At 60.3% G+C, this 23,341-nt stretch carries 30 protein-coding genes; 15 read left to right on the top strand and 15 right to left on the bottom strand.

Translation table 11 applies throughout. From position 1 onward, the window contains the following. Positions 1–25 precede the first annotated feature (25 nt). Both NF78_RS18265 and NF78_RS18270 read left to right on the top strand, forming a co-directional pair. Positions 26–895 (top strand): hypothetical protein, encoded by an 870-nt coding sequence (locus NF78_RS18265; protein ID WP_035990624.1) that lies wholly within the window; start codon positions 26–28, stop codon positions 893–895. Between the two features lie 51 nt (positions 896–946). Beyond that, positions 947–1,483, top strand: coding sequence for a hypothetical protein (locus NF78_RS18270; RefSeq protein WP_156119875.1), 537 nt, complete (start codon positions 947–949; stop codon positions 1,481–1,483). Here NF78_RS18270 and NF78_RS18275 read toward each other — a convergent pair whose 3' ends face one another. The 3 genes from NF78_RS18275 to NF78_RS18285 form a co-directional block, all read right to left on the bottom strand. Then, a complete protein-coding gene (locus NF78_RS18275; protein WP_156119876.1) occupies positions 1,484–2,047 on the bottom strand; it encodes a hypothetical protein in 564 nt (187 codons plus the stop codon). Continuing rightward, the gene (locus tag NF78_RS28425; RefSeq protein ID WP_052050724.1) at positions 2,048–3,058 is read right to left on the bottom strand and encodes a hypothetical protein; all 1,011 of its coding nucleotides are present in this window, start codon (positions 3,056–3,058) and stop codon (positions 2,048–2,050) included. It lies immediately after the preceding gene. Positions 3,059–3,329: 271 nt separating this feature from the next. Further along, entirely contained in the window at positions 3,330–3,923 is a 594-nt protein-coding gene (locus NF78_RS18285; RefSeq protein ID WP_156119877.1) for a hypothetical protein, read from the bottom strand. 164 nt (positions 3,924–4,087) lie between these two features. Here NF78_RS18285 and rsmI point away from each other — a divergent pair, with 164 nt between their 5' ends. Next, the gene (gene rsmI, locus NF78_RS18290) at positions 4,088–4,954 is read left to right on the top strand and encodes a 16S rRNA (cytidine(1402)-2'-O)-methyltransferase (RefSeq protein ID WP_035990632.1); all 867 of its coding nucleotides are present in this window, start codon (positions 4,088–4,090) and stop codon (positions 4,952–4,954) included. Positions 4,955–5,055: 101 nt separating this feature from the next. On the opposite strand, the gene NF78_RS18295 is transcribed toward rsmI, so the two are convergent. Beyond that, positions 5,056–5,703 carry a Uma2 family endonuclease gene (locus NF78_RS18295; RefSeq protein ID WP_035990634.1) on the bottom strand — a complete coding sequence of 216 codons (648 nt, stop codon included), beginning with the start codon at positions 5,701–5,703 and terminating at the stop codon, positions 5,056–5,058. Positions 5,704–5,762: 59 nt separating this feature from the next. Next, entirely contained in the window at positions 5,763–6,881 is a 1,119-nt protein-coding gene (locus tag NF78_RS18300; protein WP_081972753.1) for a peptidase M42, read from the bottom strand. 287 nt (positions 6,882–7,168) lie between these two features. Between NF78_RS18300 and NF78_RS18305 the strand changes: the two genes are divergently transcribed. The 3 genes from NF78_RS18305 (at position 7,169) to NF78_RS18315 (ending at position 9,419) form a co-directional block, all read left to right on the top strand. After that, positions 7,169–7,603, top strand: a complete 435-nt coding sequence (locus NF78_RS18305) for an RrF2 family transcriptional regulator (RefSeq protein ID WP_035990635.1) — start codon at positions 7,169–7,171, stop codon at positions 7,601–7,603. Positions 7,604–7,626: 23 nt separating this feature from the next. Then, positions 7,627–8,589 carry a cysteine synthase A gene (gene cysK / locus NF78_RS18310; protein WP_035990637.1) on the top strand — a complete coding sequence of 321 codons (963 nt, stop codon included), beginning with the start codon at positions 7,627–7,629 and terminating at the stop codon, positions 8,587–8,589. 164 nt (positions 8,590–8,753) lie between these two features. Further along, positions 8,754–9,419, top strand: coding sequence for an endonuclease III domain-containing protein (locus tag NF78_RS18315; RefSeq protein ID WP_035990640.1), 666 nt, complete (start codon positions 8,754–8,756; stop codon positions 9,417–9,419). A 101-nt stretch (positions 9,420–9,520) separates the two neighbouring features. Here NF78_RS18315 and NF78_RS18320 read toward each other — a convergent pair whose 3' ends face one another. The 3 genes from NF78_RS18320 to NF78_RS18330 all read right to left on the bottom strand — a co-directional run bounded on the left by NF78_RS18320 (position 9,521) and on the right by NF78_RS18330 (position 14,423). Further along, positions 9,521–9,970, bottom strand: a complete 450-nt coding sequence (locus tag NF78_RS18320; protein WP_035990641.1) for a DUF29 domain-containing protein — start codon at positions 9,968–9,970, stop codon at positions 9,521–9,523. 129 nt (positions 9,971–10,099) lie between these two features. Further along, the gene (locus NF78_RS18325; RefSeq protein WP_035990643.1) at positions 10,100–11,092 is read right to left on the bottom strand and encodes an endonuclease/exonuclease/phosphatase family protein; all 993 of its coding nucleotides are present in this window, start codon (positions 11,090–11,092) and stop codon (positions 10,100–10,102) included. Between the two features lie 58 nt (positions 11,093–11,150). Further along, positions 11,151–14,423 (bottom strand): glycoside hydrolase family 15 protein, encoded by a 3,273-nt coding sequence (locus tag NF78_RS18330; protein ID WP_035990646.1) that lies wholly within the window; start codon positions 14,421–14,423, stop codon positions 11,151–11,153. Positions 14,424–14,657: 234 nt separating this feature from the next. Between NF78_RS18330 and NF78_RS18335 the strand changes: the two genes are divergently transcribed. Next, on the top strand, positions 14,658–14,984 hold the full coding sequence (locus NF78_RS18335; RefSeq protein ID WP_035993239.1) for a DUF29 domain-containing protein: 327 nt from the start codon (positions 14,658–14,660) through the stop codon (positions 14,982–14,984). A 13-nt stretch (positions 14,985–14,997) separates the two neighbouring features. On the opposite strand, the gene NF78_RS32520 is transcribed toward NF78_RS18335, so the two are convergent. Then, complete coding sequence (locus NF78_RS32520; protein WP_318655513.1) at positions 14,998–15,426, bottom strand: ISAs1 family transposase; 429 nt, start codon at positions 15,424–15,426, stop codon at positions 14,998–15,000. Here NF78_RS32520 and NF78_RS18345 point away from each other — a divergent pair. Beyond that, a complete protein-coding gene (locus NF78_RS18345; protein WP_052049740.1) occupies positions 15,426–15,767 on the top strand; it encodes a DMT family transporter in 342 nt (113 codons plus the stop codon). The genes NF78_RS32520 and NF78_RS18345 overlap by 1 nt on opposite strands. Here NF78_RS18345 and NF78_RS33050 read toward each other — a convergent pair. After that, positions 15,764–15,898: a hypothetical protein gene (locus NF78_RS33050; RefSeq protein WP_263970540.1), complete on the bottom strand. Its 135-nt coding sequence runs from the start codon at positions 15,896–15,898 to the stop codon at positions 15,764–15,766. The two genes, NF78_RS18345 and NF78_RS33050, sit on opposite strands and share 4 nt — an antisense overlap. Positions 15,899–16,018: 120 nt before the next feature. Here NF78_RS33050 and NF78_RS18350 point away from each other — a divergent pair, with 120 nt between their 5' ends. Then, positions 16,019–16,282, top strand: coding sequence for an arsenic resistance protein (locus tag NF78_RS18350; protein ID WP_035990647.1), 264 nt, complete (start codon positions 16,019–16,021; stop codon positions 16,280–16,282). A 304-nt stretch (positions 16,283–16,586) separates the two neighbouring features. On the opposite strand, the gene NF78_RS18355 is transcribed toward NF78_RS18350, so the two are convergent. After that, entirely contained in the window at positions 16,587–17,495 is a 909-nt protein-coding gene (locus NF78_RS18355; RefSeq protein WP_035990649.1) for an alpha/beta fold hydrolase, read from the bottom strand. Between the two features lie 181 nt (positions 17,496–17,676). Here NF78_RS18355 and NF78_RS18360 point away from each other — a divergent pair, with 181 nt between their 5' ends. The 3 genes from NF78_RS18360 to NF78_RS18370 all read left to right on the top strand — a co-directional run bounded on the left by NF78_RS18360 (position 17,677) and on the right by NF78_RS18370 (position 18,587). Beyond that, the gene (locus tag NF78_RS18360) at positions 17,677–17,883 is read left to right on the top strand and encodes a hypothetical protein (RefSeq protein WP_035990650.1); all 207 of its coding nucleotides are present in this window, start codon (positions 17,677–17,679) and stop codon (positions 17,881–17,883) included. Positions 17,884–17,988: 105 nt separating this feature from the next. Continuing rightward, positions 17,989–18,225 carry a DUF433 domain-containing protein gene (locus NF78_RS18365; protein WP_035990652.1) on the top strand — a complete coding sequence of 79 codons (237 nt, stop codon included), beginning with the start codon at positions 17,989–17,991 and terminating at the stop codon, positions 18,223–18,225. Next, the gene (locus NF78_RS18370) at positions 18,222–18,587 is read left to right on the top strand and encodes a DUF5615 family PIN-like protein (RefSeq protein ID WP_035990654.1); all 366 of its coding nucleotides are present in this window, start codon (positions 18,222–18,224) and stop codon (positions 18,585–18,587) included. The genes NF78_RS18365 and NF78_RS18370 overlap by 4 nt, the downstream gene beginning before the upstream one ends. 128 nt (positions 18,588–18,715) lie before the next feature. Here NF78_RS18370 and NF78_RS18375 read toward each other — a convergent pair whose 3' ends face one another. Then, complete coding sequence (locus NF78_RS18375) at positions 18,716–19,072, bottom strand: hypothetical protein (RefSeq protein WP_035990656.1); 357 nt, start codon at positions 19,070–19,072, stop codon at positions 18,716–18,718. A gap of 3 nt (positions 19,073–19,075) precedes the next feature. Here NF78_RS18375 and NF78_RS18380 point away from each other — a divergent pair, with 3 nt between their 5' ends. Further along, positions 19,076–19,516 carry a hypothetical protein gene (locus tag NF78_RS18380; RefSeq protein WP_035990658.1) on the top strand — a complete coding sequence of 147 codons (441 nt, stop codon included), beginning with the start codon at positions 19,076–19,078 and terminating at the stop codon, positions 19,514–19,516. 4 nt (positions 19,517–19,520) lie between these two features. Here NF78_RS18380 and NF78_RS28430 read toward each other — a convergent pair whose 3' ends face one another. Beyond that, the gene (locus NF78_RS28430) at positions 19,521–20,288 is read right to left on the bottom strand and encodes a FecR family protein (RefSeq protein WP_052050726.1); all 768 of its coding nucleotides are present in this window, start codon (positions 20,286–20,288) and stop codon (positions 19,521–19,523) included. A 213-nt stretch (positions 20,289–20,501) separates the two neighbouring features. On the opposite strand from NF78_RS28430, the gene NF78_RS18390 reads away from it, so the two are divergent. Beyond that, positions 20,502–20,948: a hypothetical protein gene (locus tag NF78_RS18390; RefSeq protein ID WP_052050727.1), complete on the top strand. Its 447-nt coding sequence runs from the start codon at positions 20,502–20,504 to the stop codon at positions 20,946–20,948. A 2-nt stretch (positions 20,949–20,950) separates the two neighbouring features. Further along, a complete protein-coding gene (locus NF78_RS18395; protein ID WP_035990660.1) occupies positions 20,951–21,775 on the top strand; it encodes a TlyA family RNA methyltransferase in 825 nt (274 codons plus the stop codon). A gap of 86 nt (positions 21,776–21,861) precedes the next feature. Here NF78_RS18395 and NF78_RS18400 read toward each other — a convergent pair whose 3' ends face one another. Beyond that, positions 21,862–22,293 (bottom strand): ACT domain-containing protein, encoded by a 432-nt coding sequence (locus NF78_RS18400; protein WP_035990662.1) that lies wholly within the window; start codon positions 22,291–22,293, stop codon positions 21,862–21,864. Between the two features lie 15 nt (positions 22,294–22,308). Beyond that, positions 22,309–23,301 carry an arsenic resistance protein gene (locus NF78_RS18405; protein WP_035990664.1) on the bottom strand — a complete coding sequence of 331 codons (993 nt, stop codon included), beginning with the start codon at positions 23,299–23,301 and terminating at the stop codon, positions 22,309–22,311. Positions 23,302–23,341 lie beyond the last annotated feature (40 nt).

A 23,341-nucleotide genomic window follows, 5' to 3' on the forward strand; every position in this document is an offset into this window, starting at 1 on the left:
AACGCAACCCATTGGATTTAAGACCATGGCTTTTACCCCCAAAACCAAAACCTTCATGGCGCTGGTCGGTCTGCTGGCCCTCGGCACCACCGCCGTCAGCGCCGTCGCCTGTGCCCCCAGCCCCGAGGCTGGGGGTACCCCGGACGAAACCATCGTGTCTCCCGCCAACCCCCTGCCCCCCGGCGAAGACTGGGGCAGCGGGGATGAGGAGTTGACTCCAGAAGCACGCGATCGCATTTTGCAAAATATCGCCATCGACCTGAATCGCCCCGTTGAGACGCTTCGCATTGTCGCTACCGAAACCGCCACCTTCGACGGCTGCATGGGCATCTACGTGCCCGATCAAATGTGTACCATGATCGCTATTTTTGGGCGGCGGGTCGTCGTCACCGATGGCGATCAAAGCTGGGTCTACCACACCCACCAGGAGGAGAACGGCCACGGAATCGTGCAAAACCCCACCGCCAGCGGCAGCCGCAATGGCCTGATGCCCGACTTCATCCCCCAACCAGTGCCTGAGGCCGAGCCAGAGCCTGAGGTTGAGCCCCACCTCTTTCGGGCGGTGCAGTCGGGGGGGCTGGCGGGCTCTGTTCAGGAGACGGTGCTGCTGAGGGACGGTCGCCTGGTGCGCCGAGAAAACAGCACCGTCGTCGCCACCCATCAGCTCTCTGACGACCAGGTGGCTGCGTTTGAGCAGGTGCTGCAGGATCAGCGCTTCCCCAACCTCAACCGGATGCGCTACGTCACCGAGGCCGCCTTTGCCGACTATCCTACGATTCGCCTATCGGCCGGGTACCTGCAAACGGAGTACATTGACCTGGCCATCGACGACACGCCGATCGCGCTCCAGACCATTGTGCAAGCCTGGGAAACCCTGCTGGCCGAGGCCCAGTAGACCGCTCGCCAGGGCAATTGCAAAGTCGCTCACAACTACCGCTGCTAAACCATGATCAACTTCTCACGACCTACTGTCCTGATGGTGGCCGTCAGCGCCGCCCTGCTGACCGGATGCACCGGTATGGGCGATCGCGCCAACCCTGGAGCCTCGCCCAGTGCCAGTCAACCAGGGGTGCAAGCCTCCGACGCGCCCATCGACACGTTTCTCCCGCCCAATGTTCAGTTTGAGGTGGCGACCACGGCGGGCACCTGCCCAGCCACCATCAGTCTGTGGGCCTGGAGCCTGGGGTTCGAGGGCGGAGCCGACCACACCGTGGTGGCCGATCTGGCTCCCCTGGTGGCTGGCACCCCCCAAATTCTCACCTCGCAGGAGCGCCACGTGGTCTACACCGCCCCGCTCACGGCAGAGTTGGCTGACTGCACGGGCACAGCCGCTGCCACTGAGCTGAACATGTACAGTGTCCGGTTTGGCGACGGTCAGGTGCAGTTCGAGCTAGATCTGAGAGACGACGACGGCTTCCGCGAAATCCGCCATGTCAATCTGTCGGCCAATCGCCCCTATGTCTACTGGCGCGCCGCTGAGTGATCAGCAGCCCGCATCGCCCTCCACCGGAATCTCCAGGGTGTCACCGTTCTGCTCCAGTTGCAGGGTACCCTCAACCGCGACCGATTCAATTTCTCCCGGTTCACCAAGGGTGGTCTCAACCTGGAGTTGGAGGGTGTCATCCTGACTGACAAAGGTTTGAGAGGTCTGTTGTCCGTAAAACTCTGGCCCTGTCGCCTCCGTGCGACGAAAGCGGACAAACTCTCCGTCAAGTTTCATCAGGGTAAAGCCGTCGCCGGAGGGCTGAGGCAGCCCGTTAAAAAAGACAAACCCACCCTCAGGTGGACCGCCAGTCCGCTCCCAGAGGGTCATGCCGCAACCGCCACCGCCCTGGGCAAATAGCTCATCCACCGTAAATGACTCAACCTCAGGGGCCGTTGCCTGAGGCCCCTCGTCGGACACTGTGTCGCCTGCCTGCGTCGGTTCAGGGGCCGGGGATGGCGATACAGCCCCATCTTCTCCCGGTTCGATCGCCGGGATACAGGCCACCAATCCGGCACAAAGCAGGCCAGCCAACCACCGAAATGGCATTCCCGTAGATGTCATCTAAAACCGCTGTCCAATGTAGATCGATCGCACTTCGCCGTTGCGGCGAATCACCGCCTCTTCGTTTGACACCGAAACCAGGCTCCAGCCGCTGCTGCCCACCCGCTCACCGATGTAGACCCGCTGGGAAACGCCGTTGATCTCAAACAGGGCCGCCGAGCGATTGCCCAGCTCTAGGATCCCCACCAGGGCGTGAATTGGGGCTGCGGCCGAGGGTGGGGCCGTCGGGGGAGCCGCCGATGGAGCAGGGAGCGCCGCCCCGGGCTGAGGCACCAGGGCAGGAGCCCCGGCTACCGGCTGCTGGGTTGTCTGGTAGGGAATATAGACCCGTTCGATGACGTTGACGGGGCCGGTGCCGAGGCTGCCCACGGTACCCCCCGCCCCCAGGGGTGGCAACATTGGCGGAGCGGGAACGGCCACCCCAGCCGGAGTCTGCCCCACAGCGGTAGTGGTGCCCAGTTCGCCCCGCTCAACCTTGCTGGAGATTACCTCCAGCGATCGCTGCAAATAAGCCAAAAACTCTTCGTCAGCCTGCCGGGCCGCGGTTTCAGCAATGGGCGATCGCCCCAGGGGGAACCGATTGCCCTGCTGGCCAAACCACAGCAGCCCCCCCACTCCCATCAGCGACAGGGCCGTGATCGCCAGCAGCATGCGGTCAAACAGCTTGCCAGCGGGCGTTTTGGTCTGTGCCGGAGGAGGGGCAGCGGCGACATCGTCGGCACGGAAGAAGTCGATGTCGGTACCTAGGGGAGCCAGGGCTGTATCGGCGGCCGGGGGTTCTGCCGCCTCAGCCGGGATATCGACAATGGGGGCAAGGGCGGTAGAAGCGGGCTCGGGGGTAGCCTCTACCGCCGCCAGAGCCCCCTCGTCACCCTCCAAAATCTTGTCTACGTCGTCAAACAGCTCGGTAATCAGGCTGTCGGCGTAGGTAGTAACCAGAGCTTCTGGATCGACCGGGGTGGGCTCCTCGGGCGGCAGGGTAGCGGTGCTGTAGGCTTCTTCCTGGCTCATGGGTAATCTTTCCTGACGTTGGCAACGGGAGATTTTTCAGCGGACCTGCGCGGGTCTTGCACAACAGGAGAACCACCCGCGCTAAAGGCTAAAACAGACGGCTGGCAGACGCTCCCCCACAGTCTGATGAAGTTTACCCCAAGTTGCCAAATCTTTCATCCACTCAGTAAAAAACCCGACATTTTTCTACAGCCATCGCCAGAACAGCCATCACCAGAACCGTCAGGATAGGAGCGCTGCGCTTGTGTCGAGCCAGGAGCCCGCGCACCGATCAGTTGGCTGTGGACGATGTGCCGCCTGAGGAGGTTGCACTGGCGCGGGCGAAGGACTGGTGAATTGCCATCAGCACCGGATCGAGGTTGGCGGTGGTGTCGCCGTAGTAGCTGGTGATGATGGCGGTGGCGGTGGGGTAGCCCACGTAGGTAACAAAGGCGTTGGGCAACCCGTCGGGAATGTCACTCAACCACAGGCGTACAGCGGTGACGCCGTCAATGGTAGCGGCATCGTAGCGGGTGACGCTGTAGCCCCTGGCGCGTATGTCGTTTAAGGACTCACCTACGACGACCTGGGGCGGTGCATCCTGCCAAGTAATCTCGGTACGCATGGCGGGCAGGCTACCCCTGGCCCCGGCACTGTCGGCAACCACCTGGGGCGCATCGGGACCGGCGCTGATCTGCCACCCCACTGGAAACGCGATCGAAAACAGGTTTTCGTAGCGGGTGGTTTCTAAATCTGGAATGGCGAGGGTCGCCGGGGCCGCCTCAGCCGCGGCCAGGGCATCGGGAGCCTGGGCCACAGCAGAGGGTACCGCTGCGGCAAGGGTCACCACCCCCAGCATCAATCCCAAAAGCGTACGCTGTTTCATGACGGTTCTCCTTGGCGCTGACTCAACCACTGCTGCTTAGTATCGCCCAGGTTTAGCCAGGGGCGATCTGCCCGAGGGACACTTTCTTACCGACTCTGGGGGGCAGCGGTGGCAAGGGTCGAGCGGTGCGCTAGCCTTTGAGAAGCCCCCTCTGCCCATAGCCCATGCCTCCTGTTTCCGACGCTGACCCCAAGCCCGGCCACCTTTACGTGGTAGGTACCCCCCTGGGCAACCTGGAGGACATGACCTTTCGGGCGGTGAGAATTCTGCAATCGGTCGATCTGATTGCCGCCGAAGATACCCGTCACACCGGCAAGCTGCTCCAGCATTTCCAGATCACCACGCCCCAGATTAGCTACCACGAGCACAACCGCCAGAGTCGGACTGGGGAGGTGCTGCACCACCTGCAAGCCCGTCAGCAGGCGGTGGCCCTGGTCAGCGATGCGGGCATGCCGGGGATCTCTGACCCCGGCTACGAACTGGTGGTGGCCTGTGTGGAGGCGGGGGTGCCGGTGGTGCCGATTCCAGGGCCTACGGCGGCGATGACGGCGCTGTGCGTGTCGGGGTTGCCCAGCGATCGCTTTGTCTTTGAGGGCTTTCTGCCGCTCAAGGGCAAAGACCGCACCGCCCGCCTGGAGGCGATCGCCCGGGAAGATCGCACGGTGATTCTCTACGAAGCGCCCCACAAGCTGATCAAAACCCTGGAGGATCTGGTTGCGGTGCTGGGGGGCGATCGCCCCATTACCCTAGGCCGCGAACTGACCAAGCGGTTTGAGGAATTTTGGCGCGGCACCCTAGCCGAGGCCCTAGCCCATTACCAGAGCACCGCCCCCAAGGGCGAGTTCACGGTGGTGATTCAGGGGGCGACCCGCACCGCCCCCCTGTGGTCGGAACAGGCGATCAAAGCTGAGCTAGAACGGCTGCTGCACCAGGGGGTTTCCCGAGCCGATGCCAGCCGCCAACTGGCCCAGGCCACCGGGCAACCCAAAAAAGCGATCTACCAGATCTCCCTCACCCTGGATGCCGACTAGAACACTGCTACAGAAACCTGAGGGAGTGGGCGGTCAAAAATGCCTGCCCTTCATTCTTTAAAGCTGCCCATTGGCCAAGGCTGCAAGCACCCCATAGCGCCTTAGTCAGCGCTTGGTTCTGAGGCTAATCGCCGCTTCAAATCGCGAATAGCGGCACTGGTATTGCGGCTATAGGCCACCTCTAAACAGCCAGTAACGATGGATTGAAGGTCGCGATCGGGAAAATACCGGCTCTGGTGACCTGGTACGTAGCCTTCAGCCTGCAATTGATAGATGACCAGCTGGTTGCGCGTTAGGAACCAGCACTCCGGCACCCTATAGGGGAGATAGTCGTTAACGTCTGAGTAGCTGGTGACATCAATTTCAAGGACCAGATCGGGTGGGGGATCAATGCTCCAGTTAATGCGTCGCTTGCCCGACACCGCTTGCCAGTGATCAATGTAAAAGCAATAGTCTGGTTCAATACCGCTCTCTTCAGGCAGCTCCATAGTCACGGGGGTGAAGGCATCGTACTCCTGGCCGGTCCAATCCAGTAGAGTCGTAATGATGCTGGCTATAAGGTGAGCATCGCGACCATGCTGGGGCATGGGTGCCATAAGCCAGACTTCTCCATCGCGATACTTGAGTCGAGGCAGCGCCCCTGCCCCTCGCTGTTGACTTAGGATCTGGTACTCATGCCAGGTAGCAGGCAACCGCACTACAGCTCCCGCTGGCAACTGAATTTTATCGGGAGAAACCAAAGCCAGCATAGTCGCCGTTAATAGGGGTTAACTCCATTGTACGTAGCTGTATGCCGTGGAGTTTAGGCCTACCCAATATAGGTCTGCAACAGCCGGATCACCGCCGCCACCGAGGCCAGGGAGGCGGTTTCGGTGGCCGTGTGGTATTCGGTAGTGGGAATTTGCAGAGTGGTGCCGGTGACGGCCCCGTTGGTGGCAGCCGTTAGGCGACCCATCTCGGTGCGGCCCAGGGAGTAGGGCTTGGGGCGGGTGAGGTTTTGGACGGCGATGTAGTCGTCTTTGTAGCTGTGGGGGATGCCGAGCTCGGTGCAGCGATCGCTCAGTTCCTGGGTAATGGCGGCGGCAAAGTCGGCGCTGGCATCCTTGCGGCGCAGGGTGACGAGCTGCTGGTCGGCGGCTTCGCGGCTGTGGTAGGGGCTGGTGTCGAGGGCGATCAGGCGATCGGTGCCCAGGCGCTGGCGCTGAAACCACGACAGGGCGTAGCGCCAGCTGCGGCCCGACTCCTCCTGGGCGGTGAACAGGGCGGTGCCCTCAAACCCGCAGCGAAACAGAAAAATAATGATCGCGGCGCTGATCACGTTGTCGAGCTGGGCGGAGATGTAGCCGTCGTTGAACTGGAGGCGATCGAGGAAGGACACGGGGGTACCGGGCTGGAGGTAGTCGAGCCCATCGACTTCAAAGATCAGGTTTTTGCGCTCGGGGCAGATGTAGGAGTTGGTGATGACGCCCTGGCCGATGTAGGTGCCGGTGTAGGGCAGGTGGGCCTGCACTCGCTGGCCCTGGAAACGGTTTTCGATGGTGTGCAGCATTTGCTCGGACACTGAGTCGCCGGTCAGCTCGCTCTGGTTGCCCGCAATAAAGGCGGCGTACTGAAACTCGTTGGGGCCGGTACACAGCAGCCCGTGGCGATCGATGTGGGCGGAGAGCATAAGCTCGTGGGGGCGGCGGCCCTGGGCCACCAGCACGCCGTGGTAGTAGCTGACCTCGGCCCCCACTTCTTCTAGCTCCCGGCGCAGCACTCGAAAGAAGGCGTCTTCGCTGCCTACCACCGAGGGTTCGCGGATTAAAAACTGGAGAATTTCGAGGAAGTCCGCCAGTCCCTCCAGGGCAATCGGGTCGGCAGTCGAGGCGGGTTGAGCCGCCCTGGGGGCAACGAGCTGATCGACAACCAGATTAAGTGGGCTCATAGCAAAACCGTACCCGCTAGATGACAATCTGAAGCGTGAGGCGATCGCAGGGTTAGCCTGGCCCGTGGGTTTGCGCTGAGCCCCGCAGCAAGCGGCCAGGGCGATCGCCCCCCAACCCAGGCCGTAGCCCTACCCCATATGTATCCCAGAACACTACCCCGAAGCCCTGGGCGGTTTGGTGAAGCCCAATACAAAGCGAGAGTTTTTTGGGCGATCGCATAATCCTGCAAACCCCAGTGGAGAACCGGAGTATAATAGAACCTATCGCTCTTTACCCCGCCTGCCCCGTGGATTTGTCCTCAAAAAGTGAATACGCTCTGCTGGCTCTGCTAGAGCTTAGCCCCCACTACCCCAGCGGCGAACCGCTGCAAATTCGCCAGATCGCCAGCCAGCAAAACATTCCCGATCGCTACCTGGAGCAGCTACTGGCGACCTTGCGCCGGGGCGGGTTGGTGAAAAGCCAGCGGGGGGCGCGGGGCGGCTATCTGCTGGCCCGTGATCCGTGGAAGATTACCCTCTATGATGTGGTGAGCTGCATTGAGGGGTTTGAGCCCCAGGCCGATCCGGCCCAGGTGTCTGAAACCCCAGAGGCGCAGGTGATTCAGGGCATGTGGACCGAGGTGCGCCAGGCTGCCGAAGGGGTGCTGCAAAAGTACACTCTGCAAGACCTGGTCGAAAAGCGCAACGCCCAGCAGCAAGTCGACATTATGTATTACATCTAGGCCCACTACACCCTTCGAGCCCCATGCGAATTGCCGAAAACGTGACCCAATTAATTGGCCGCACCCCGCTGGTGCAGCTCAACCGCATTCCCCAGGAGGATGGCTGCCTGGCCCGGCTGGTGATCAAGCTGGAGGGCATGAATCCCTCGGCCTCCGTCAAAGACCGCATCGGCATCAACATGATTGAAGCTGCCGAGGCCGAGGGGCTGATCACCCCTGGCAAAACCACCCTGGTGGAACCCACTTCAGGCAACACGGGGATCGCCCTGGCGATGGCGGCGGCGGCCAAGGGCTACCGGCTGATTCTGACCATGCCCGAAACCATGAGCTCCGAGCGGCGGGCCATGCTGCGGGCCTACGGAGCCGAGCTGGAGCTGACGCCTGGGGTGGCGGGTATGTCGGGCTGCATTCAGCGGGCCCAGGATATTCTCGATACCCTGCCCGACGCCTACATGCTGCAGCAGTTTCGCAACCCCGCCAACCCCGACATCCACCGCCGCACCACCGCCGAAGAGATCTGGGCTGACACCGATGGCCAGGTGGATATGCTGGTGGCGGGGGTGGGCACGGGGGGCACCATTACCGGCGTGGCCGATGTGCTGAAGCAGCGCAAGCCAGAGTTCAAGGCGATCGCCGTCGAACCCATCAACAGCCCGGTACTCTCGGGCGGGCGGCCCGGCTCCCACAAAATTCAGGGAATTGGGGCGGGGTTTGTGCCCGAGGTGCTGAACGTGGCGCTGATCGACGAGGTGGTGCAGGTGGCGGATGAGGACGCGATCGCCTACGGTCGTCGCCTGGCCCGCGAAGAGGGCCTGCTCTCGGGTATTTCCACCGGGGCGGCGGTCAAGGCCGCGATCGAGGTGGGCTGCCGCCCCGAGAACGACGGCAAGCTGATCGTGATCATCCAGCCCAGCTTTGGCGAGCGCTACCTGAGCACGCCGCTGTTCCAAGATCCTGAGCTGATGGCCCCCCTGGTCATGAGCTAATGGCCTGTCAGGCTAAAGGTGATGGGTCAGTAGGGGGGTTAGGGTTTCAGGTTTCAGGTTCAAGGCCAGTGGTGAACCTGAAACCTAGAACCTAGAACTCTGAACCCTAAACCCTAGCTATTCGAACCTGTCCCGATACCTGAGTTCTGCACCCCTATGGCGTCGTGACGGCCAAGAAATTTGATATTGACCGGGCGATCGCGCTGTTGCGCGAGGCAGTAGCCCCGTTTCCCAAAGCCGCCATGTTTCAGCTGGCGGAAGAGGGCTTCGACTCGCTCTACGAGCAGCTGATCGCCTGCATCATCTCCATCCGCACCTACGACGAGGTGAGCGTGCCGGTGTCGCAGCGGCTGTTTGCTAGGGCGCGGACCCCACAGCAAATGGTGGAGCTAGGTGTGGACGAAATTCTGACCCTGATTGACGGCTGCACCTTCGCGGAGAGCAAAGCCCCCCAAATCCATCAGATCTCCCAGCAAATTTTGGATCAGTATGGCGGCACCCTGCCCGCCGACCCCGAAGTGCTGATGCAGTTCAAAGGAGTGGGGCCAAAGTGTGCCCACCTGGCGCTGGGGGTGGCGCTGGGCTACCCCTGCATCAGCGTGGATGTGCATGTGCATCGAGTGACAAATCGCTGGGGCTACGTGCAAACCAAGACTCCCGAAAAGACCATGACTGCGCTAGAGGCAAAATTGCCGCCAGCCTACTGGGTTGAGATCAACCGGCTGCTGGTGCCCTTCGGCAAGCACATCTGCACAGGCAATCGACCTAAATGTAAGCGCTGTCCCCTGGTTGATATGTGTGCTCAGGTGGGTGTCATTACGACCGCCTAAGGTTCCATAACAAGACTCATTGATTGGCACCCTAGCATCAGGTAGGTAGACGACTACGTCGGTGCCGCCAGAGTGATCCTCAAAAGCGAGGATGACAGCGATCAGGCATTGCTAATGCCAGCAGGAAAGTCTGGCTCAAAGATTTGCTTGAGAGTGTAAGGACAATCCGTTGGCAAATCGGGATAGTCTAAGGGCGTTTCGCGTACCACCAAATCTAGCCCCGACTCGTAGGCAACGGCGATCGCCTCAGGTAAGTAGGGCTTGAGGCTGGGGTTTTGCTGAAGCAGCCTTTGAGCAGTGCGTCGCTGTTCACGAATGGTTGCTCTCCAGCTTTTGCTGCGGTGACTGGGTTGAAACTCCCATTTAAGTAAATGGCCCAGCAGAACAGCTAAACGATTCTCTAACTCCTGTCGCTGCTGTTTGCCCAAGGATGCAATTTCCTCTACCAAATTGACCAGATCTAAATGCTTAAAGTCACCTTCTTTTAGGAGCTTAGTCTGCTCTAAGGTCCAGGCGTAGAAGTCAGTTTCATAGAGGTTGGCAGGGGTCATTAAAGTGTCTCTCTCCAAGTGCCAATCAATTTGACTAAGTTACTTCTGGGGACATCCCTGCGCTTGTCGGAGTTGCAATATTCTGATCACCAGAATAGGTGGATCTGGGCGGTAGCGTCAGAGCGAACCTTAACGGAGGGTTACTTGGGCTTGTACGGGTAGGTGGTCCGAGGCCTGGGCCGCCTCGGCTACGACTTCGGCAGCCACCACCTCCAGGGTAGCAGGGGTGTAGAAGATGTAATCGAGGACGTACTGGGGCTGGTCAGACGGAAACGTGAACGACGACGGGGCCGTGGGCAGCGCCGAAGCCAGCGCCGGGGAGTCGAGCAGAATTTCAATCGATCGCGGCTCATCGCCCTCATCGCGGTTGAGGCTGCTGTTGAAGTCGCCTACCAGCAAAACGGGGTGATCTTTGGCGTAACCTTCGGCTAACTCGCGCACCATCTGGGTTTGGCGAATCCGGGTGGGGGCATTGAACGCTTCGAGGTGGACGTTGATCACAATCAGGGTTTGACCGGAGAGGTCGATTTCGGTGACCTGGGCGACGCGATCGAGGTACAGGGCGTTGTAGTAGAAGGGGTTCGAGGGCACCTTTTCCAGCACCAGCCGTTCGTTGCGGCGAATGGGGTAGCGGCTGAGCACCGCCTGCCCCGAGACTATCTGCCGGTAGTGGGCCTGGGGTGGCCAGTAGGGGAAGGGCACGTAGCGCTTGTCCCAGTTGACGGCGATCGCCCCAAAGGCCATCTCCAGCGCTGCCGACACCGCGTACTGCTGGTTGCGGTTGAACGAGCGGTAGGCGTCAAAGTCGATCTCTTGCAGGGCCAGAATGTCGGGCCGCAGGGTTTCCAGGGCCGCGATCGCCTGGGCCTGGTTGGCCTCAAACAGGGCTGGGTCGCGCGCTACCGCCTGCTGGTTGGTCAGCCCCGACAGGTAGCCAAGGTTGTAGCTGACGACGCTCAGCTGTTCGGGGTTGGCGGTGCCGGGAGGGTAAGCCTCGTAGGTGACCAGGTTGTCGTAGTCGGCGGCGCGACCATTGGGGGCGCTGATGTAGAAAAAGGTGCCTACCAGGGCGACCACAGGTAGCCCCAGGGCGATCGCCCCTGCCACAAGCATGTTTTTCATGGGCTAAGTCTATGGCCTCCGCCACCCCTCCAGCATCCCGTTTAGATCAGGTCGTCTTCTACGCAACTTCCTCCAGCGCTTTGCCCAGGGCTTCTCCGCCCACTTCGGCTTCACCCAGCACGGTGAGGAACTGGAGCGCCATAGCGATGTAGGTGGCGCACTGGGTTGGCGGCAGGCGATAGAAGGCCTGCCAGGCGGCGGCTTTGTCCGACTCGTAGGCTCCCACGCGATCGGGATACTGGTCAAACCAGCCGAGGCGCACGGCATGGCCGATCAGCACATCGAGGTAGATGTGGTCCTCAAAGTAGAGGTCGGGGTTGACCTTGAAGATCTCACCCATTTCCCGCAGCGCCTCCATGTTGACGTGGCGGTACTCGGGAGCCTGAATCTTGTTCAGCAGGTGAGTGATGCGGCGCTCAAAGTTTTGCTCGCCGGGGGTCATTTCAGAGAGAATGCGATCGCTATCCAATCTATTCTTACGGTCAAACTTGTTGCCGATCACAATCCCCCTGGAGTGCTTCAGCACCTCCCACACCTGGGTGTAAAACTCCTCCGAAATCCGGGCGATTTCGCCATCGATCACCCGCTTGCGCCACCAGTCCTGGGGCTTAGGGGTTTCGGTGGCCTCGGCCACGGGCTCAATGCCGACGGGCACCACCTGCCAGTTAATCGGGTTATGGGGCTTAACGTGCAGCGACTCACGGCGGAAAATCGACTGGTTCAGCCCGTCAAACCCGGCCAATACCTGGCGCAGGCGGGTCTTGAGTTCAAAGGGGCTGAGGTCAACCAGCTGGCCGTAGGCTTCGTCCTGGGGAATGTCGCGCTCGCGGGCCAGCTCGCTGGTGATCAGCAGCAGCAGGTAGCCCACCCGCAGGGTCATCAGCCCCTTGAACAGCGATGGTTCCGCCTTGATTAAGATACTCAAATCGATCAAGATCTCCTGGGTGAGCACGTGGTCGCGCACGTCGTCGCCGCAGAAGGTGCGAATTTTGTCGAGAATTTCGCTGTGCCCCATTGGCTCAGTAATCAGTGATGCTTCGCTGTAGGACTTGCCCACCGAAATTTGTTTCTGGCGCACCAGCAGCTCAGTCACGGCATCCGAGAGGGTAATGTCGGCCTTACCCAGCAGCCCCGCCGCCCGCCGCAAAATGCCCCACTGCTCCAGCTGGCTGGCCTTGGCGTAGACCTCGTCGAGCAGATCTTCGACGGTAATGGTGTGGCTGGGGCCGCCAAAGCCTGTGTTAAAGGTACTGCCGTGGAGGTGTTTGAGGGTGGCCAGCAGCTCTAGCTGCTCGTAGATGTTGTTGGACTCGCGCAGCTGGGTGAGCAGGCGATCGAGGTCGGTTTCGTTTTCCAGGGTGTACTCTTCGAGCAGCGAGAGGGGGCCGTCGCGATCGGGCTCAAAGCCCAGGTAGGCGGTCCACAGCGCTGAGTAGCCCACCGAGGTACTACCCAGCTGGTAGCCGTTGACGTTGTCCACCCGCTCCAGGTTGGTGGTCATGGCGAGCTGGTGCAGGGGGCCAAGCTTGACCGGCACATGGTCGCAGCGATCGCCCTGCAGTTCCTGCATCAGCGCCATCAGCGGCGACTCGTAGATCGGCTTGTGGCCCAGCTCAAACATGGCGTGGGTGAGCAACAGTGTCACCGTGGGGCGACCCGGCTCGCGCCAGTGGTCGTAGATGTAGGCCAGCTCGCTGCGAATTTGAGCGACCAAAAAGTGGTAGTCGAGGGTGAGGTAAAACCGCTGCTGGTCCAGAAACGACGGCAAAAACACCACCGACTCGCCCTTGATGCGAAAAATGCGGGAGGTGGTCAGACTGCGCAGCCGCCGCACCGGGCGACCGCTGAGGCTCAGCTTGTTGTTTTTGCCAATCTCGGCATAGATTGCCGACAACTCGGCGGCGGGGAACACCTGCACCGGCGCAATCTCGGCCAGGGTTTGGGTGGGCAGACCGTAGGTGGCCAGCTCCGTCTGCAGGGCCTTGTCCTCGGCCAGCAGGGCCACCTGCACTACGGGGTAGCGGTGGTCGCCCAGGGCACGGTACCGCCCCAGGGGGTCAATATCGCTGGGCTTGAGCAGCCCGTCGTGAATTAGCTGCCCCAGCAGGTAGAGGCTCTGGGCCCACACCAGGGGCAGGTTGTCGTTGGGCAACCGGGGTTGACTGGCGGGTTTAGCTCGCTCGGCTGCCAGGCTTTCGGCGGGCACGTAGTACAGCTCGGGCAGCAGACCCACCCCATCCCGCTCTACGGTCAAAGCCGCCAGCCGCTCCTGGTAAAAGCGAATCTGGTCTTTGTCACCCGCAAATAGGCTATCCAGCCACAGGTAGGTAAAAAACAAGGGCCACTCGCACTCGATGTGCTCAAACTGCCTCAGTTCCTCGGGTTCGTAGTGCAGTCGGGTAGTGTCTTCGATCACCGTTTGGTGGCCGTCGCGCAAAAACCGCTTGCAGCCGTAGGGGCCTTGCAGCTTGTCGATGATTTTTTGTCGGGTTTTCTGCGCTATTTGCGCGTCGTCAATGGCAAAGCCGGGATAGCCCACCACGCTCAGCAGGGCCGCATCAATCTCTTTTGACCCGGATTCGCGTGGCAGCAGCGACTCCAGGGTAATGCGGGCGCGGGCGATTTCATCAGTCAGCACGTGGATAGTCGAGGCCTGCCCCCCGCGCATGCCAAACAGGTTGAAGCCCCGCAGTGCCTCCAGCGCCGCCTTGGCCATGCCCACGGAGCTGGCGTTGAGCTCGGGCTTGCCGTGGTTCATTTTGTTGCCCCGTTCCCAAATGCCGTAGTCGGGGGTTCGGTAGGCCCGGCCAATGTAGTAGACCAGGTTTTGCACAAAGTTGACTTCATCCTGGGTGAAGACAATTTGCAGCCCCGAGGCCGTAATCTGGGCCAGCATGAGCAAAAATACCGAGGTCGCGTCAATTTGCAGGTGGCCCCACTCGTCGTCGGCCACTACGGGCAGCCCGGTGCCGGTGTCGTACTTGGCGTGCAGCGCTTGCAGCGGGTCCTGGCGTTCCTTGAACTGCTCCACCTTTTCGGCCTGGCGCAGCATGGCGGTCAGCAGCCCCCGCATCAGCTTGACCACGCTTTGCTCCAGCTCCACCGTGCGGCCCTGGTCGTCGTCCAGGTGGCGGTAGGCCAGGGCTACCCCCCACACCGCCAGAATGCTGTAGACGTTGTCGCGTACCCAGGCATCAGTGTAGTTGCCGTGCACGTTGACGGCGGTGCTGGCGGGCAGTAGCCCACTGACCGGGTGCTGCCGCGATAAAATAACGGTTTTGACCTGGCGGTAGTAGCGATCGAGCTGCTCCTGAAGGGCGGCTGAAGACATAGGCGGTGGTGGTAACGACGAAGGACGAGAATTAATCGGTTTTTAACCCACTCTAGGGTCAATTGGCCAGGTAATAGTCGCGGAGATTACAGAATTCTGATTGGGCCAGGGGGCATTGCTAAGCAGAGGTGTGACATGCGCGCCCAGCTAAAGCAGAGCGCCAAGTCAGAAAAGTACCGTATCGTCTTGCTATTAGCCCTTTTAAGATGGGAGAAAGCCAGTATGGTGTTGCCGATGCGAACCACCACTCTCTACAAGCAAGACTTTTACGCCTGGACTCAGCGTCAGGCTGAGCTGCTGCGCGCGGGTCAGCTGGGGGAACTCGACATTGAGAATCTGATCGAGGAGATCGAATCATTGGGTCGGCAGGAGCGGCAGGAGTTGCGAAATCGACTGGGGGTGTTGCTGGGGCATCTGCTCAAGTGGCACTACCAGCCCGAGGCTCGCTCAAAAAGCTGGGTCTACACCATCAGAGAGCAGCGCCAAGAGATTCAGCGTCACCTCAAAGAAAACCCTAGCCTGAAGCCCTACCTAAGAGAAGCGATCGCGGTGGGTTACTAGGGCAAACGCATACTCAGGAGGAGAGTAGCCGAATTAGGTAGTCATTATCCCATCCTGCTTGCAAGCGTTTAGCCTTGATACCCCCTTTGGCAAAAGCGTCCTGACGCAGCAGATTGAGGGCGATGTGACGGACGACGGCCAGATTAGCGGGGGCGTGGTCTTTACGAATTCGAGAGGCATCTTCGTGGAAGGCGACATCGAGCACCCAGTGGAGCTGGTTTTCAATACCCCAGTGGCTGCGCACCCCTTGGGCAAAGCGTTGGACATCGCCGTCAAAACTAACGAGATAGTAGCGCTGCTCAATGGTCGGGGGTTGACCGAGGATACGGCGTTCAGCCTCCACGAGGCCAACGCGTTTTAAGCCAACCCAGCGCTCAGCGTTGATGAGGTGCTCGACCCCATCGAGCAACCAGTGGCGGCGGATGAAAGCGGTATGGGGCAGTGGCGATCGCCTTTTACCAGGACCTGTTTGCCTTCCTCTGCCTGCTGCTGGTCACCCCCCTGGCCAGCCTGGCCCTGACACCCCAGGACCTGGGCCTGCTGCTGGTGCTGGGGGTGCTGTGTACCGCCGTCGCCCACACATTATTTATTGAGAGTTTGGCGGTGCTGCGAGCCCAGACCGCTAGCGTGATCAGCGGCCTGGAGCCGGTCTACGGCATTGCCCTGGCGGCCCTGCTGCTGGGGGAAGTGCCCGTCCCCCGCACCCTGGTCGGCGGCGCGATTATTTTGGGCACCACCCTCTGGGCCAGCCTGCCCGACAAGAGCCTGGAGGCCCCGCCCTAGGTCTGGGCCGCAAAGTCGTGGATAAAGGTCCGCTGGGCGACTACGCCAAGGGCCCCGGCGTGGACGCTCTGCACCGTGGCGATCGCCGCCTCAGCGCTGTAGCCCAGCCGCACCAGACAGGCCGCCACCACCGTCCCCGTACAGTCGACTGACTTCTGCTGCAGAGTAATAACCGTTAGGACAGGATACTGCTCAATATATCAATTTTTATTGATGTATACTGGCCCTAGAATCATTAGCTTCAAACCTCTATGTCCACCAGACAGCCTGCCGCTGCCCCAGTCGCCGGGGGACAGCTCAACATTTTCGAGCGCTACCTCACCCTGTGGGTGCTGCTGTGCATTGCGGCTGGCATTGCCCTGGGGCGGCTGCTGCCCGGGGTGGCGATCGCCCTGGATGCCATGAGCATCTACCAGGTGTCGGTACCGATCGCCATCTGTCTCTTTTTCATGATGTACCCGATCATGGTGAAGATCGACTTTGCCCAGGCCAAGCGGCTGAAAATGCTCGATTAACGGCGATAGGGGCTGGGCAGAACACATAACTCACTTCCTAGAAATGAGTCTTAATATTCTCATCTCGAGTATGCGTTTGCCCTAGGTGGGTTACGAAAAGGGGTTGAACCTGGTGGGTCAAGAAACACCGCTTGACCCTGCCAACCTGCCTCAGTCCTGCCCGTTCTCTGAGATAGAGATCTTTGAAGCACCGATAGATTGGCCCCTGTAGCTATGCTTGGATTGTGCGCCAGCAGAACCTAACAAAACCGAATCTGTTGTTGGGTGATCCTTCGTTTCGCCCAATCTACGGTTTGCTTGATAACTAACCCTGGGGTAGCGTACCCAGCCAGTCTATCAGCAGCGGGTTGACTACCTCGGGGCGCTCGTCATGGGGGCAGTGGCCGGTGTTGGGGATACTGTGGAAGGTGACTAGGCTAGGACGGGCTACGTCTTCAGCGAGTTTGCGGTAGACCTCGGCCCCTTTGATCGGCGTCCAGGGGTCGTTTTCGCCCCAGAGCACCAGCAGCGGCTGGGTGATGTGGGGCAGCAGGTCGTCGGGTTTTGGCCCGGGCGGCGCAGTGACAATGGAGGCGAACACCTTTTGGGCGGTGGGCTTGCAGGCGGGGGTGTAGATCATCTCGATCAGCTCGTCGGTAATGGCGGCGCGATCGCGGTACACCTGCTGGAGCGAGCTGCGAATGCGGCCCTTGCGGCGCACCTGGTTAAACACAATTGGGCCGACTCGGGGCGAACTCACCAGCCAGGTAAAGGCTCCCATGATCCAGGTCAGGGGCGGGTGCAGCTCTTCGGGGCGGTGGTTGAGGCCCCCGGCGCAGTTGAGCACTGCCCCAGCCTGCGCCTTGTCAGGATGGTTGGCCAGCATCATCAGCGTCAGCAGGCCGCCGATGGAGTTGCCAACGAAGATGGCGGGGGTGTGGATAAATTCGGCCCAGAAGTCGGCCAGCAGGTCTTGCCAGAGGTCGAGGGTGTAGGGCAGCTCGGGCTGGTCAGAGTCGCCAAAGCCCAGCAGGTCGATCGCATAAACCCGGTGCCCCGCCGCCGCCAGGGCCGGAATATTCTTGCGCCAGTGGCCGAGGGATGCGCCAAAGCCGTGGATCAGCACGATGGGGGTGCCTTCACCCGCTAGGGTGTAGGCGATGTTGTGGCCCTGCCAGACCCAGGTGTGCTTTTCGAGCGATGCCAGCGAGAGGGAAACCAGTTCAGCGACCATGGCCAGAGATGTAACGAAGTGTGACTGTAACCATGATACAGGGTTCGCCTGGGTCACTTGATCTACGCAGTCACCAAGGTGGCGATGGCTGCACTGTAAACATAGCTAAACGAACACCACAATCGAGCGGCTTAGGCCAAGATCGGCAGTAACGTTAGTTAGCCTTACCGACCTCAGCGGCATGCCCCAGCCCAGTCACCATCGCCTGTTTCAAGAAAAAACCCTCAATCAAGCGCTCAAGGGGTTTCTGTTCCCCGCCGATATTGCGGCGCGACACCAAAAGCTGTTGCGGTGGGTGCAGGCCCTAGAGAGCGGCACCCTGGATGCGGTGAAAGAAACCTCGCTGCACGGCGACTTTCTGCGGGATGTGTTTCAAGATCAAAGGTAGCGATGAAAGCCTTGCCATTCTTCAAAAACCATCTGTTGAAATGGACATGTGTACCTACAGCTTCATTAGCAGAATTTGATAGTACTTCCATAGATAGGACACTTTATGCCCGTTAAGCCCCTTACCCGAATCACCTTAGACCCTGAAGTGATGGGGGGTAAACCCTGTATTCGCGGATTGAGGGTTACGGTTGGTACCGTTGTCGGTCTACTGGCAGCGGGGCGCACCATGGATGCCATTCTCCAGGCCTATCCATATTTAGAGCCAGAAGATATTTATGAAGCCCTCTCCTATGCCGCATGGCGAGCTGACGAGATCGAAGTGCCGCTAGCCTCTGCATGAAGCTTGTCATCGACATGAACTTGTCACCCGATTGGGTACCAGTTCTCATCCAGGCAGGCTACGACGCAGTCCATTGGTCAACCATCGGTGATCCCCGTGCCAGCGACAAAACCATCATGGCTTGGGCCGCAGCAAACAGTTGTGTTGTGTTTACCCATGATTTAGATTTCGGTGCCATTCTGGCTACTACACAAGCCGAAACCCCCAGCGTTATTCAACTCCGAAGCCAAGACATTTTGCCTGATACAGCAGCCAACCCAATTCTGGCAGCACTGCAACAGTTCTCGATTGAGCTGGAAACGGGTGCCTTGATTACTATTGATGAGACTCGAACCAGAGCAAGGATTTTACCGATTCGTTAAAAGGCTTGCAGCGCCCTGAGAATACTCAGGCTGCCCTTTATAGGTAGGTCAAACCGTGAAACAAATGCAAAATCCCCTCGCCAGGTTCAGCCTGCCGAGGGGATTTTAGAGTTTAAGGTGTAGGTGGGTCAAGCCACACTGTCTACCCGGCGGGTGGGGCGCTTGCGCTCGCTCTTGCGAATGCCGCCTGCCATTTCATACTCATAGCTGTCTTTGCCATACTTGGCCGCCACCGCAATCAGCATGCGCTCTGAAAGCACTCTCATTTCTTTTTCGGTGTCTTGCACCACGCTGAGGGCGCGATCGGCAAACGACAGCGATTCGTTGTAGGTAGCGAGCTGAGACCTGAGCTTATCCAGCTCTAGCAAATAGCTGTCTAGGGTCAGCCCGTCGCCCAGGTTTAGGCTGGGGCTGATCGATTTAAGCCCGGCGGCGCGGCGAACGCCCTTTTCGAGCACGGGCGAGCTTCTTTTTTGGCGTGGCATGGGATGCACCTTAAATCAGGTTTACCGTTCCAAGATGGCATTGGTACTAAGGTGCTGAAACCGATGCTTCTGCGGGAGTTGACATGTGCCTGTGGGCCAAAGAACCTCGGTATTTTTGCCATCATCCGTTCTCGCGAGGTCGTTAATGGTGAGCACAATGGTGCTGCTTTCGAGCAAAACGAGGGCATTGCTTTAACGCAGGCGGATGAATTTGAGGAACAGGAACGCATCCATAATCAGCACTTGCATTTTTATTTAGATCACGAAAGCGATCCTTATGAACGGGGCGATGAATTCAATTGGCCCCGCCATCAATTCGACCAATGGGGCGGTGAATTCGACCAACAGCCGCCTGTTGCTCACAAATACCTGTGGTTTTGCGGCGATCGCCGGAGCAATACCAATAGACTAGACAGTGGCACCCTCCAACCCGCGCATTCTTAGCGGGTTAATCTAGCGCTTCAACGGTAGCTTCAAGCTCAGGGCGGGTTGGGATCGGTTGGCCAAAGCCATTGATCAGCGGACTTTGCTCCAGGCGCTGCTGGGCGGTGGCGCGATCGAGGGGCTGCACCTGCTGACGCACCGTCTCAATGTTCTGTTCGCCGGGGGTGACAAACAGCTGCTCGCCACTGGTCAAAACCACCTCTTCTCCACCCTCCGTCAGCCGAAAGGTAACCTCCCCTTCCCAGGAAAAGATTTCCACCGGGGCGGTGGGGTCGTCTCCGATGTTGACAAACACCGTGGTGCCGCGAATGCCCGCAATCCCAGCTGGGGTGACGATATCTACGGGGCCAGTCGGGGTGCCCTGCACCCAGGTGATCATTTGGCCGGAGTCTAGCAGTAGCTGGTTGGGCTGTAGGGTCAGGGTGGCATCGCCGCCGATGCGAAACACGGCCCCGGTAACTAGCCCCACCTCGGCCAGGGCTTGATCGGCGGTGGTGATGCGATCGCCGTAGGCCATGGCCTGGTCTAGTTGGGCGGGTGCGGGCTCCCCCTGGCCCAGGCTGACCAAAACCGGGGTGGCGACAATATCCTGAATGGTGGCGATTCGCGAAGCGATCCCTTCAGGAATCGCATCGGACGATGGGGCAGTTTCCCCTGGGGGGTCAACCCTCGGTTCGCAACCTGCGATCGCCATCCCTCCAGCCAGCGCCAGAGCGATGGTCAGAGCCCGACCGGGAAGAACCAGCGCGATTTCTCTGAGAACCTGTTGCATAGTTATGGTGGAGCTAAGGGGGTATAAGGGGTAGGTCATAGGATTAATATTCAGCCTGAGCCCCTGAGTTTCCGGCAAATGGTTCTGGCAATCGGCGGGGAGTTGGCTGGTTGTTTGGTCAAGCTGATGCTCTAGAGGCCCTGCTTCTAGCAGCATCTCAATGAGCAACCGATCAAAGGGGCTTCTGGTCCAAGTAGTGGGAGGAAAAACCTGGTGGAACTGGCAATCTGGCTATCGGTGGTGCTGGCCATTCTTGGCTTTGGCATGGGGGTAATGGTGTGGGCCTACCGTCGGCCCCTGGGCAATAGCGCCCTCTTTCCGTCGCCGGTGGTGGAGCTGTCGATGCCGATTGGCGACGCGGCCCGGAGCCAGTTTGAGTCAGGCTGCACCGACTTTGCCCAGGGCCGCTACCCGGCGGCGATTGACCAGTTCACCGCCGTCATGGTGGCCGAGCCCGACTGCGCCGAGGCGTTTCACAACAGTGGCCTGGCCTACGCCAACCTGGGCACCGACGGCCTGGCGGTGCAGGCTCTGCTCAAAGCCAGCGACCTGTACGACCGCCAGGGCACCAAGGCCGGGCTGGATCGGGTCAAACAGCAGCTCGAACAAATTGCTGGACGGCGGGGCCTCAAGCCTCGCGCCGCCGCCCAGGAGCCGTGAAGATGGCCAAACAGCGCCTGGATGCCCTGCTGGTGGAGCGGGGCCTGTGTGAGTCGCGGCAGCAGGCCCAGCGGCTGATTCGGGCTGGGGAGGTGCAGGTGAACCACGCCGTGGTGGATAAACCGGGCACCCCCGTGGCCCAGGACGTGGAACTGCTGGTAAAAACGCGATCGCCCTACGTGTCGCGCGGCGGCGAAAAGCTGGCCCGCGCCCTGGAAGAGTTTCCCATTGCGATCGCCGGTCGCATTGCCCTCGATGGGGGCATTTCCACCGGCGGCTTTACCGACTGCCTGCTGCAGGCCGGGGCGGCACAGGTCTACGGCATCGACGTGGGCTACGGCCAGGTGGCCTGGGCCCTGCGCCAGGATCCCCGCGTGGTGCTGCGGGAGCGCACCAACCTGCGCCATCTCACCCCAGAACAGCTCTACGGCGAGGGGGAACCGCGACCGGATCTGGGGGTGATGGATGTGTCGTTCATTTCGCTGACCAAGGTGCTGCCCGCCTTTTGGGCGCTGCTGGGGCCGCCGCGGGAGGTGGTGCTGCTGGTGAAGCCCCAGTTCGAGGTGGGGCGCGATCGCGTCGGCAAGAAGGGTGTCGTGCGCGACCCTGGGGATCAGGCGGCGGCAATCGCCTCTGTGCTTGAAACGGCCCAGGGCCTGGGTTGGGCCTACCGGGGCCTGACCTGGTCGCCCCTGCTGGGACCAGCGGGCAACATCGAGTACCTGCTGTGGCTGAGTCAGGCCGCAGCGGGGGAGAGCCACCCCACCCCCAGCCTGGAGGACTTGAAGACGCTGGCGGTAAACGCTCGCCTCAGTTTGGGGAACTAATACCACCTGGCAGACCTGGAGCGACCTTGGCGGGGGTGTCAGGTTTCAGAGTCTGGGGTTCAGGAATGATGGGTGGGCTGGTGCCTTCAGGGACTGGTATCGCTACGGGTGTCAGGGGTGTGGGCCTGCGACAGCTCGTGCAGCAGTGCCAGGGCCAGCTCGGCCTGGGCGACGGGCACAAACAGGTGGTCGTGGTAGAAGGCCGACACCGGGTTGACGCTGATGCCATGGCTGGCCAGTTGGGTGGCGATCGCGGCCAAAAACCCCACTGCCTCCAGGCTGGAGTGCACGGTAAGGGTAATCATGGCAAAAACGGCATCGTAGGGCAGGCCCGCGGCATCGGCCTGGGAGCGCAGCAACATTAGCGTCAGCCCTTCATCTTCATGAAACAGGCCGATGGTCTGACTGGTGAGGGTGCCCACCTGGTCGGCTGGCAGGGTGCAGAACACGTACTCTCCCTGGCGCTGCATGGGCTGCATAGTGGCGAGTAATTGGTTGAGGTTGGTTTCTCCGGCCATACAACCCTGTGAATACTAGGTGGTTCTGGATCCCAGAGTGGCGACTGGAGCGCCAAAAATGCGATCGCTAAACCGCACATACCAGGCCGCCGCCTGCACCTGAATGATATAGGCCATGGCGATAATCAGAGCAATTTCGGACCCCTGCTCGCGGCCAAAGCTGGTCATGGCGATCGCCAGCGCGATCGACAGGTTGCGCATCACAGTACCGTAAACCAGGGCGATCGCATCTCCCCGCTTAAACAGCAGCTTGCCCACCAGGGTGCTGAGCAAAAAGTTGCCCGCATACAGCAAGGCCAGGGGCAGCAAAAACGACAGCAAAATGCCTGGGTTGCCGACGATATCCCTGGCCTTGAGAGCCATGGCCACAAACACCACCCCCAACACCCCCAGGGTGGAGAAGGCGGGGAACTTCTGCTTCAGGTTTTTGTGGTACTTGTCGGCTCCTACGGTGCGAATCAGCGCCACGCGGGTCGCCAACCCCAGCACCATGGGCAAAAACACAATTACCAGAATCTGGCGAAAGATGTCGCCCAGGGGAATGTCCACCACCGCCCCCATCAGCCCCTTGGCGTAGAAGGGGGTCGCCACGGAGCCCAAAATCAGGCCAATCACCGTCATCTTGACGGCAGCGCTCACGTTACCCTGGGCAAACCCGGTCCAGGAAATGGTCATGCCGCTGGTGGGCAGCAGCGAGGCCAGCAGCAGGCCCAGGGCCACCAGGGGCTGGTCAGCGAAAAAGATTTGCCCCATGCCAAAGGCAAAGAACGGTACCACGGCAAAGTTGATCAGCTGGGTGACCAGCTGTACTTTGGTATCTCCCCCCGACAGCACCTCCTGCAGCTGCAGGTTCACCATCATCGGGTAGACCATCAAGAACGTGAGCGGAATAATCAGCGCCTTCAGCGGGGCCGGATTGATCAGCGCCCCCACCACAATGCCTGCCACCATACAGGCTGGAACCGACCAGACCAAATTTTTTTGAATGAATTGCAGCAGCTTCCACACAGCGATCGCCTTCCTTAACGACAACTCCCATTCCGTCTAG

This window comes from Leptolyngbya sp. KIOST-1 (genome assembly GCF_000763385.1).
GTDB lineage: Bacteria > Cyanobacteriota > Cyanobacteriia > Phormidesmidales > Phormidesmidaceae > Nodosilinea.

Excerpts from the sequence above, each read along its gene's own strand:
- NF78_RS18265 (WP_035990624.1), top strand. The coding sequence starts at position 26 with ATGGCTTTTACCCCCAAAACCAAAACCTTCATGGCGCTGGTCGGTCTG.
- NF78_RS18270 (WP_156119875.1), top strand. The coding sequence starts at position 947 with ATGATCAACTTCTCACGACCTACTGTCCTGATGGTGGCCGTCAGCGCC.
- NF78_RS18275 (WP_156119876.1), bottom strand. The coding sequence starts at position 2,047 with ATGACATCTACGGGAATGCCATTTCGGTGGTTGGCTGGCCTGCTTTGT.
- NF78_RS28425 (WP_052050724.1), bottom strand. The coding sequence starts at position 3,058 with ATGAGCCAGGAAGAAGCCTACAGCACCGCTACCCTGCCGCCCGAGGAG.
- NF78_RS18285 (WP_156119877.1), bottom strand. The coding sequence starts at position 3,923 with ATGAAACAGCGTACGCTTTTGGGATTGATGCTGGGGGTGGTGACCCTT.
- rsmI (WP_035990632.1), top strand. The coding sequence starts at position 4,088 with ATGCCTCCTGTTTCCGACGCTGACCCCAAGCCCGGCCACCTTTACGTG.
- NF78_RS18295 (WP_035990634.1), bottom strand. The coding sequence starts at position 5,703 with ATGCTGGCTTTGGTTTCTCCCGATAAAATTCAGTTGCCAGCGGGAGCT.
- NF78_RS18300 (WP_081972753.1), bottom strand. The coding sequence starts at position 6,881 with ATGAGCCCACTTAATCTGGTTGTCGATCAGCTCGTTGCCCCCAGGGCG.
- cysK (WP_035990637.1), top strand. The coding sequence starts at position 7,627 with ATGCGAATTGCCGAAAACGTGACCCAATTAATTGGCCGCACCCCGCTG.
- NF78_RS18320 (WP_035990641.1), bottom strand. The coding sequence starts at position 9,970 with ATGACCCCTGCCAACCTCTATGAAACTGACTTCTACGCCTGGACCTTA.
- NF78_RS18325 (WP_035990643.1), bottom strand. The coding sequence starts at position 11,092 with ATGAAAAACATGCTTGTGGCAGGGGCGATCGCCCTGGGGCTACCTGTG.
- NF78_RS18330 (WP_035990646.1), bottom strand. The coding sequence starts at position 14,423 with ATGTCTTCAGCCGCCCTTCAGGAGCAGCTCGATCGCTACTACCGCCAG.
- NF78_RS18335 (WP_035993239.1), top strand. The coding sequence starts at position 14,658 with ATGCGAACCACCACTCTCTACAAGCAAGACTTTTACGCCTGGACTCAG.
- NF78_RS18350 (WP_035990647.1), top strand. The coding sequence starts at position 16,019 with ATGTCCACCAGACAGCCTGCCGCTGCCCCAGTCGCCGGGGGACAGCTC.
- NF78_RS18355 (WP_035990649.1), bottom strand. The coding sequence starts at position 17,495 with ATGGTCGCTGAACTGGTTTCCCTCTCGCTGGCATCGCTCGAAAAGCAC.
- NF78_RS18360 (WP_035990650.1), top strand. The coding sequence starts at position 17,677 with ATGCCCCAGCCCAGTCACCATCGCCTGTTTCAAGAAAAAACCCTCAAT.
- NF78_RS18365 (WP_035990652.1), top strand. The coding sequence starts at position 17,989 with ATGCCCGTTAAGCCCCTTACCCGAATCACCTTAGACCCTGAAGTGATG.
- NF78_RS18370 (WP_035990654.1), top strand. The coding sequence starts at position 18,222 with ATGAAGCTTGTCATCGACATGAACTTGTCACCCGATTGGGTACCAGTT.
- NF78_RS18375 (WP_035990656.1), bottom strand. The coding sequence starts at position 19,072 with ATGCCACGCCAAAAAAGAAGCTCGCCCGTGCTCGAAAAGGGCGTTCGC.
- NF78_RS18380 (WP_035990658.1), top strand. The coding sequence starts at position 19,076 with ATGCACCTTAAATCAGGTTTACCGTTCCAAGATGGCATTGGTACTAAG.
- NF78_RS28430 (WP_052050726.1), bottom strand. The coding sequence starts at position 20,288 with ATGCAACAGGTTCTCAGAGAAATCGCGCTGGTTCTTCCCGGTCGGGCT.
- NF78_RS18395 (WP_035990660.1), top strand. The coding sequence starts at position 20,951 with ATGGCCAAACAGCGCCTGGATGCCCTGCTGGTGGAGCGGGGCCTGTGT.
- NF78_RS18400 (WP_035990662.1), bottom strand. The coding sequence starts at position 22,293 with ATGGCCGGAGAAACCAACCTCAACCAATTACTCGCCACTATGCAGCCC.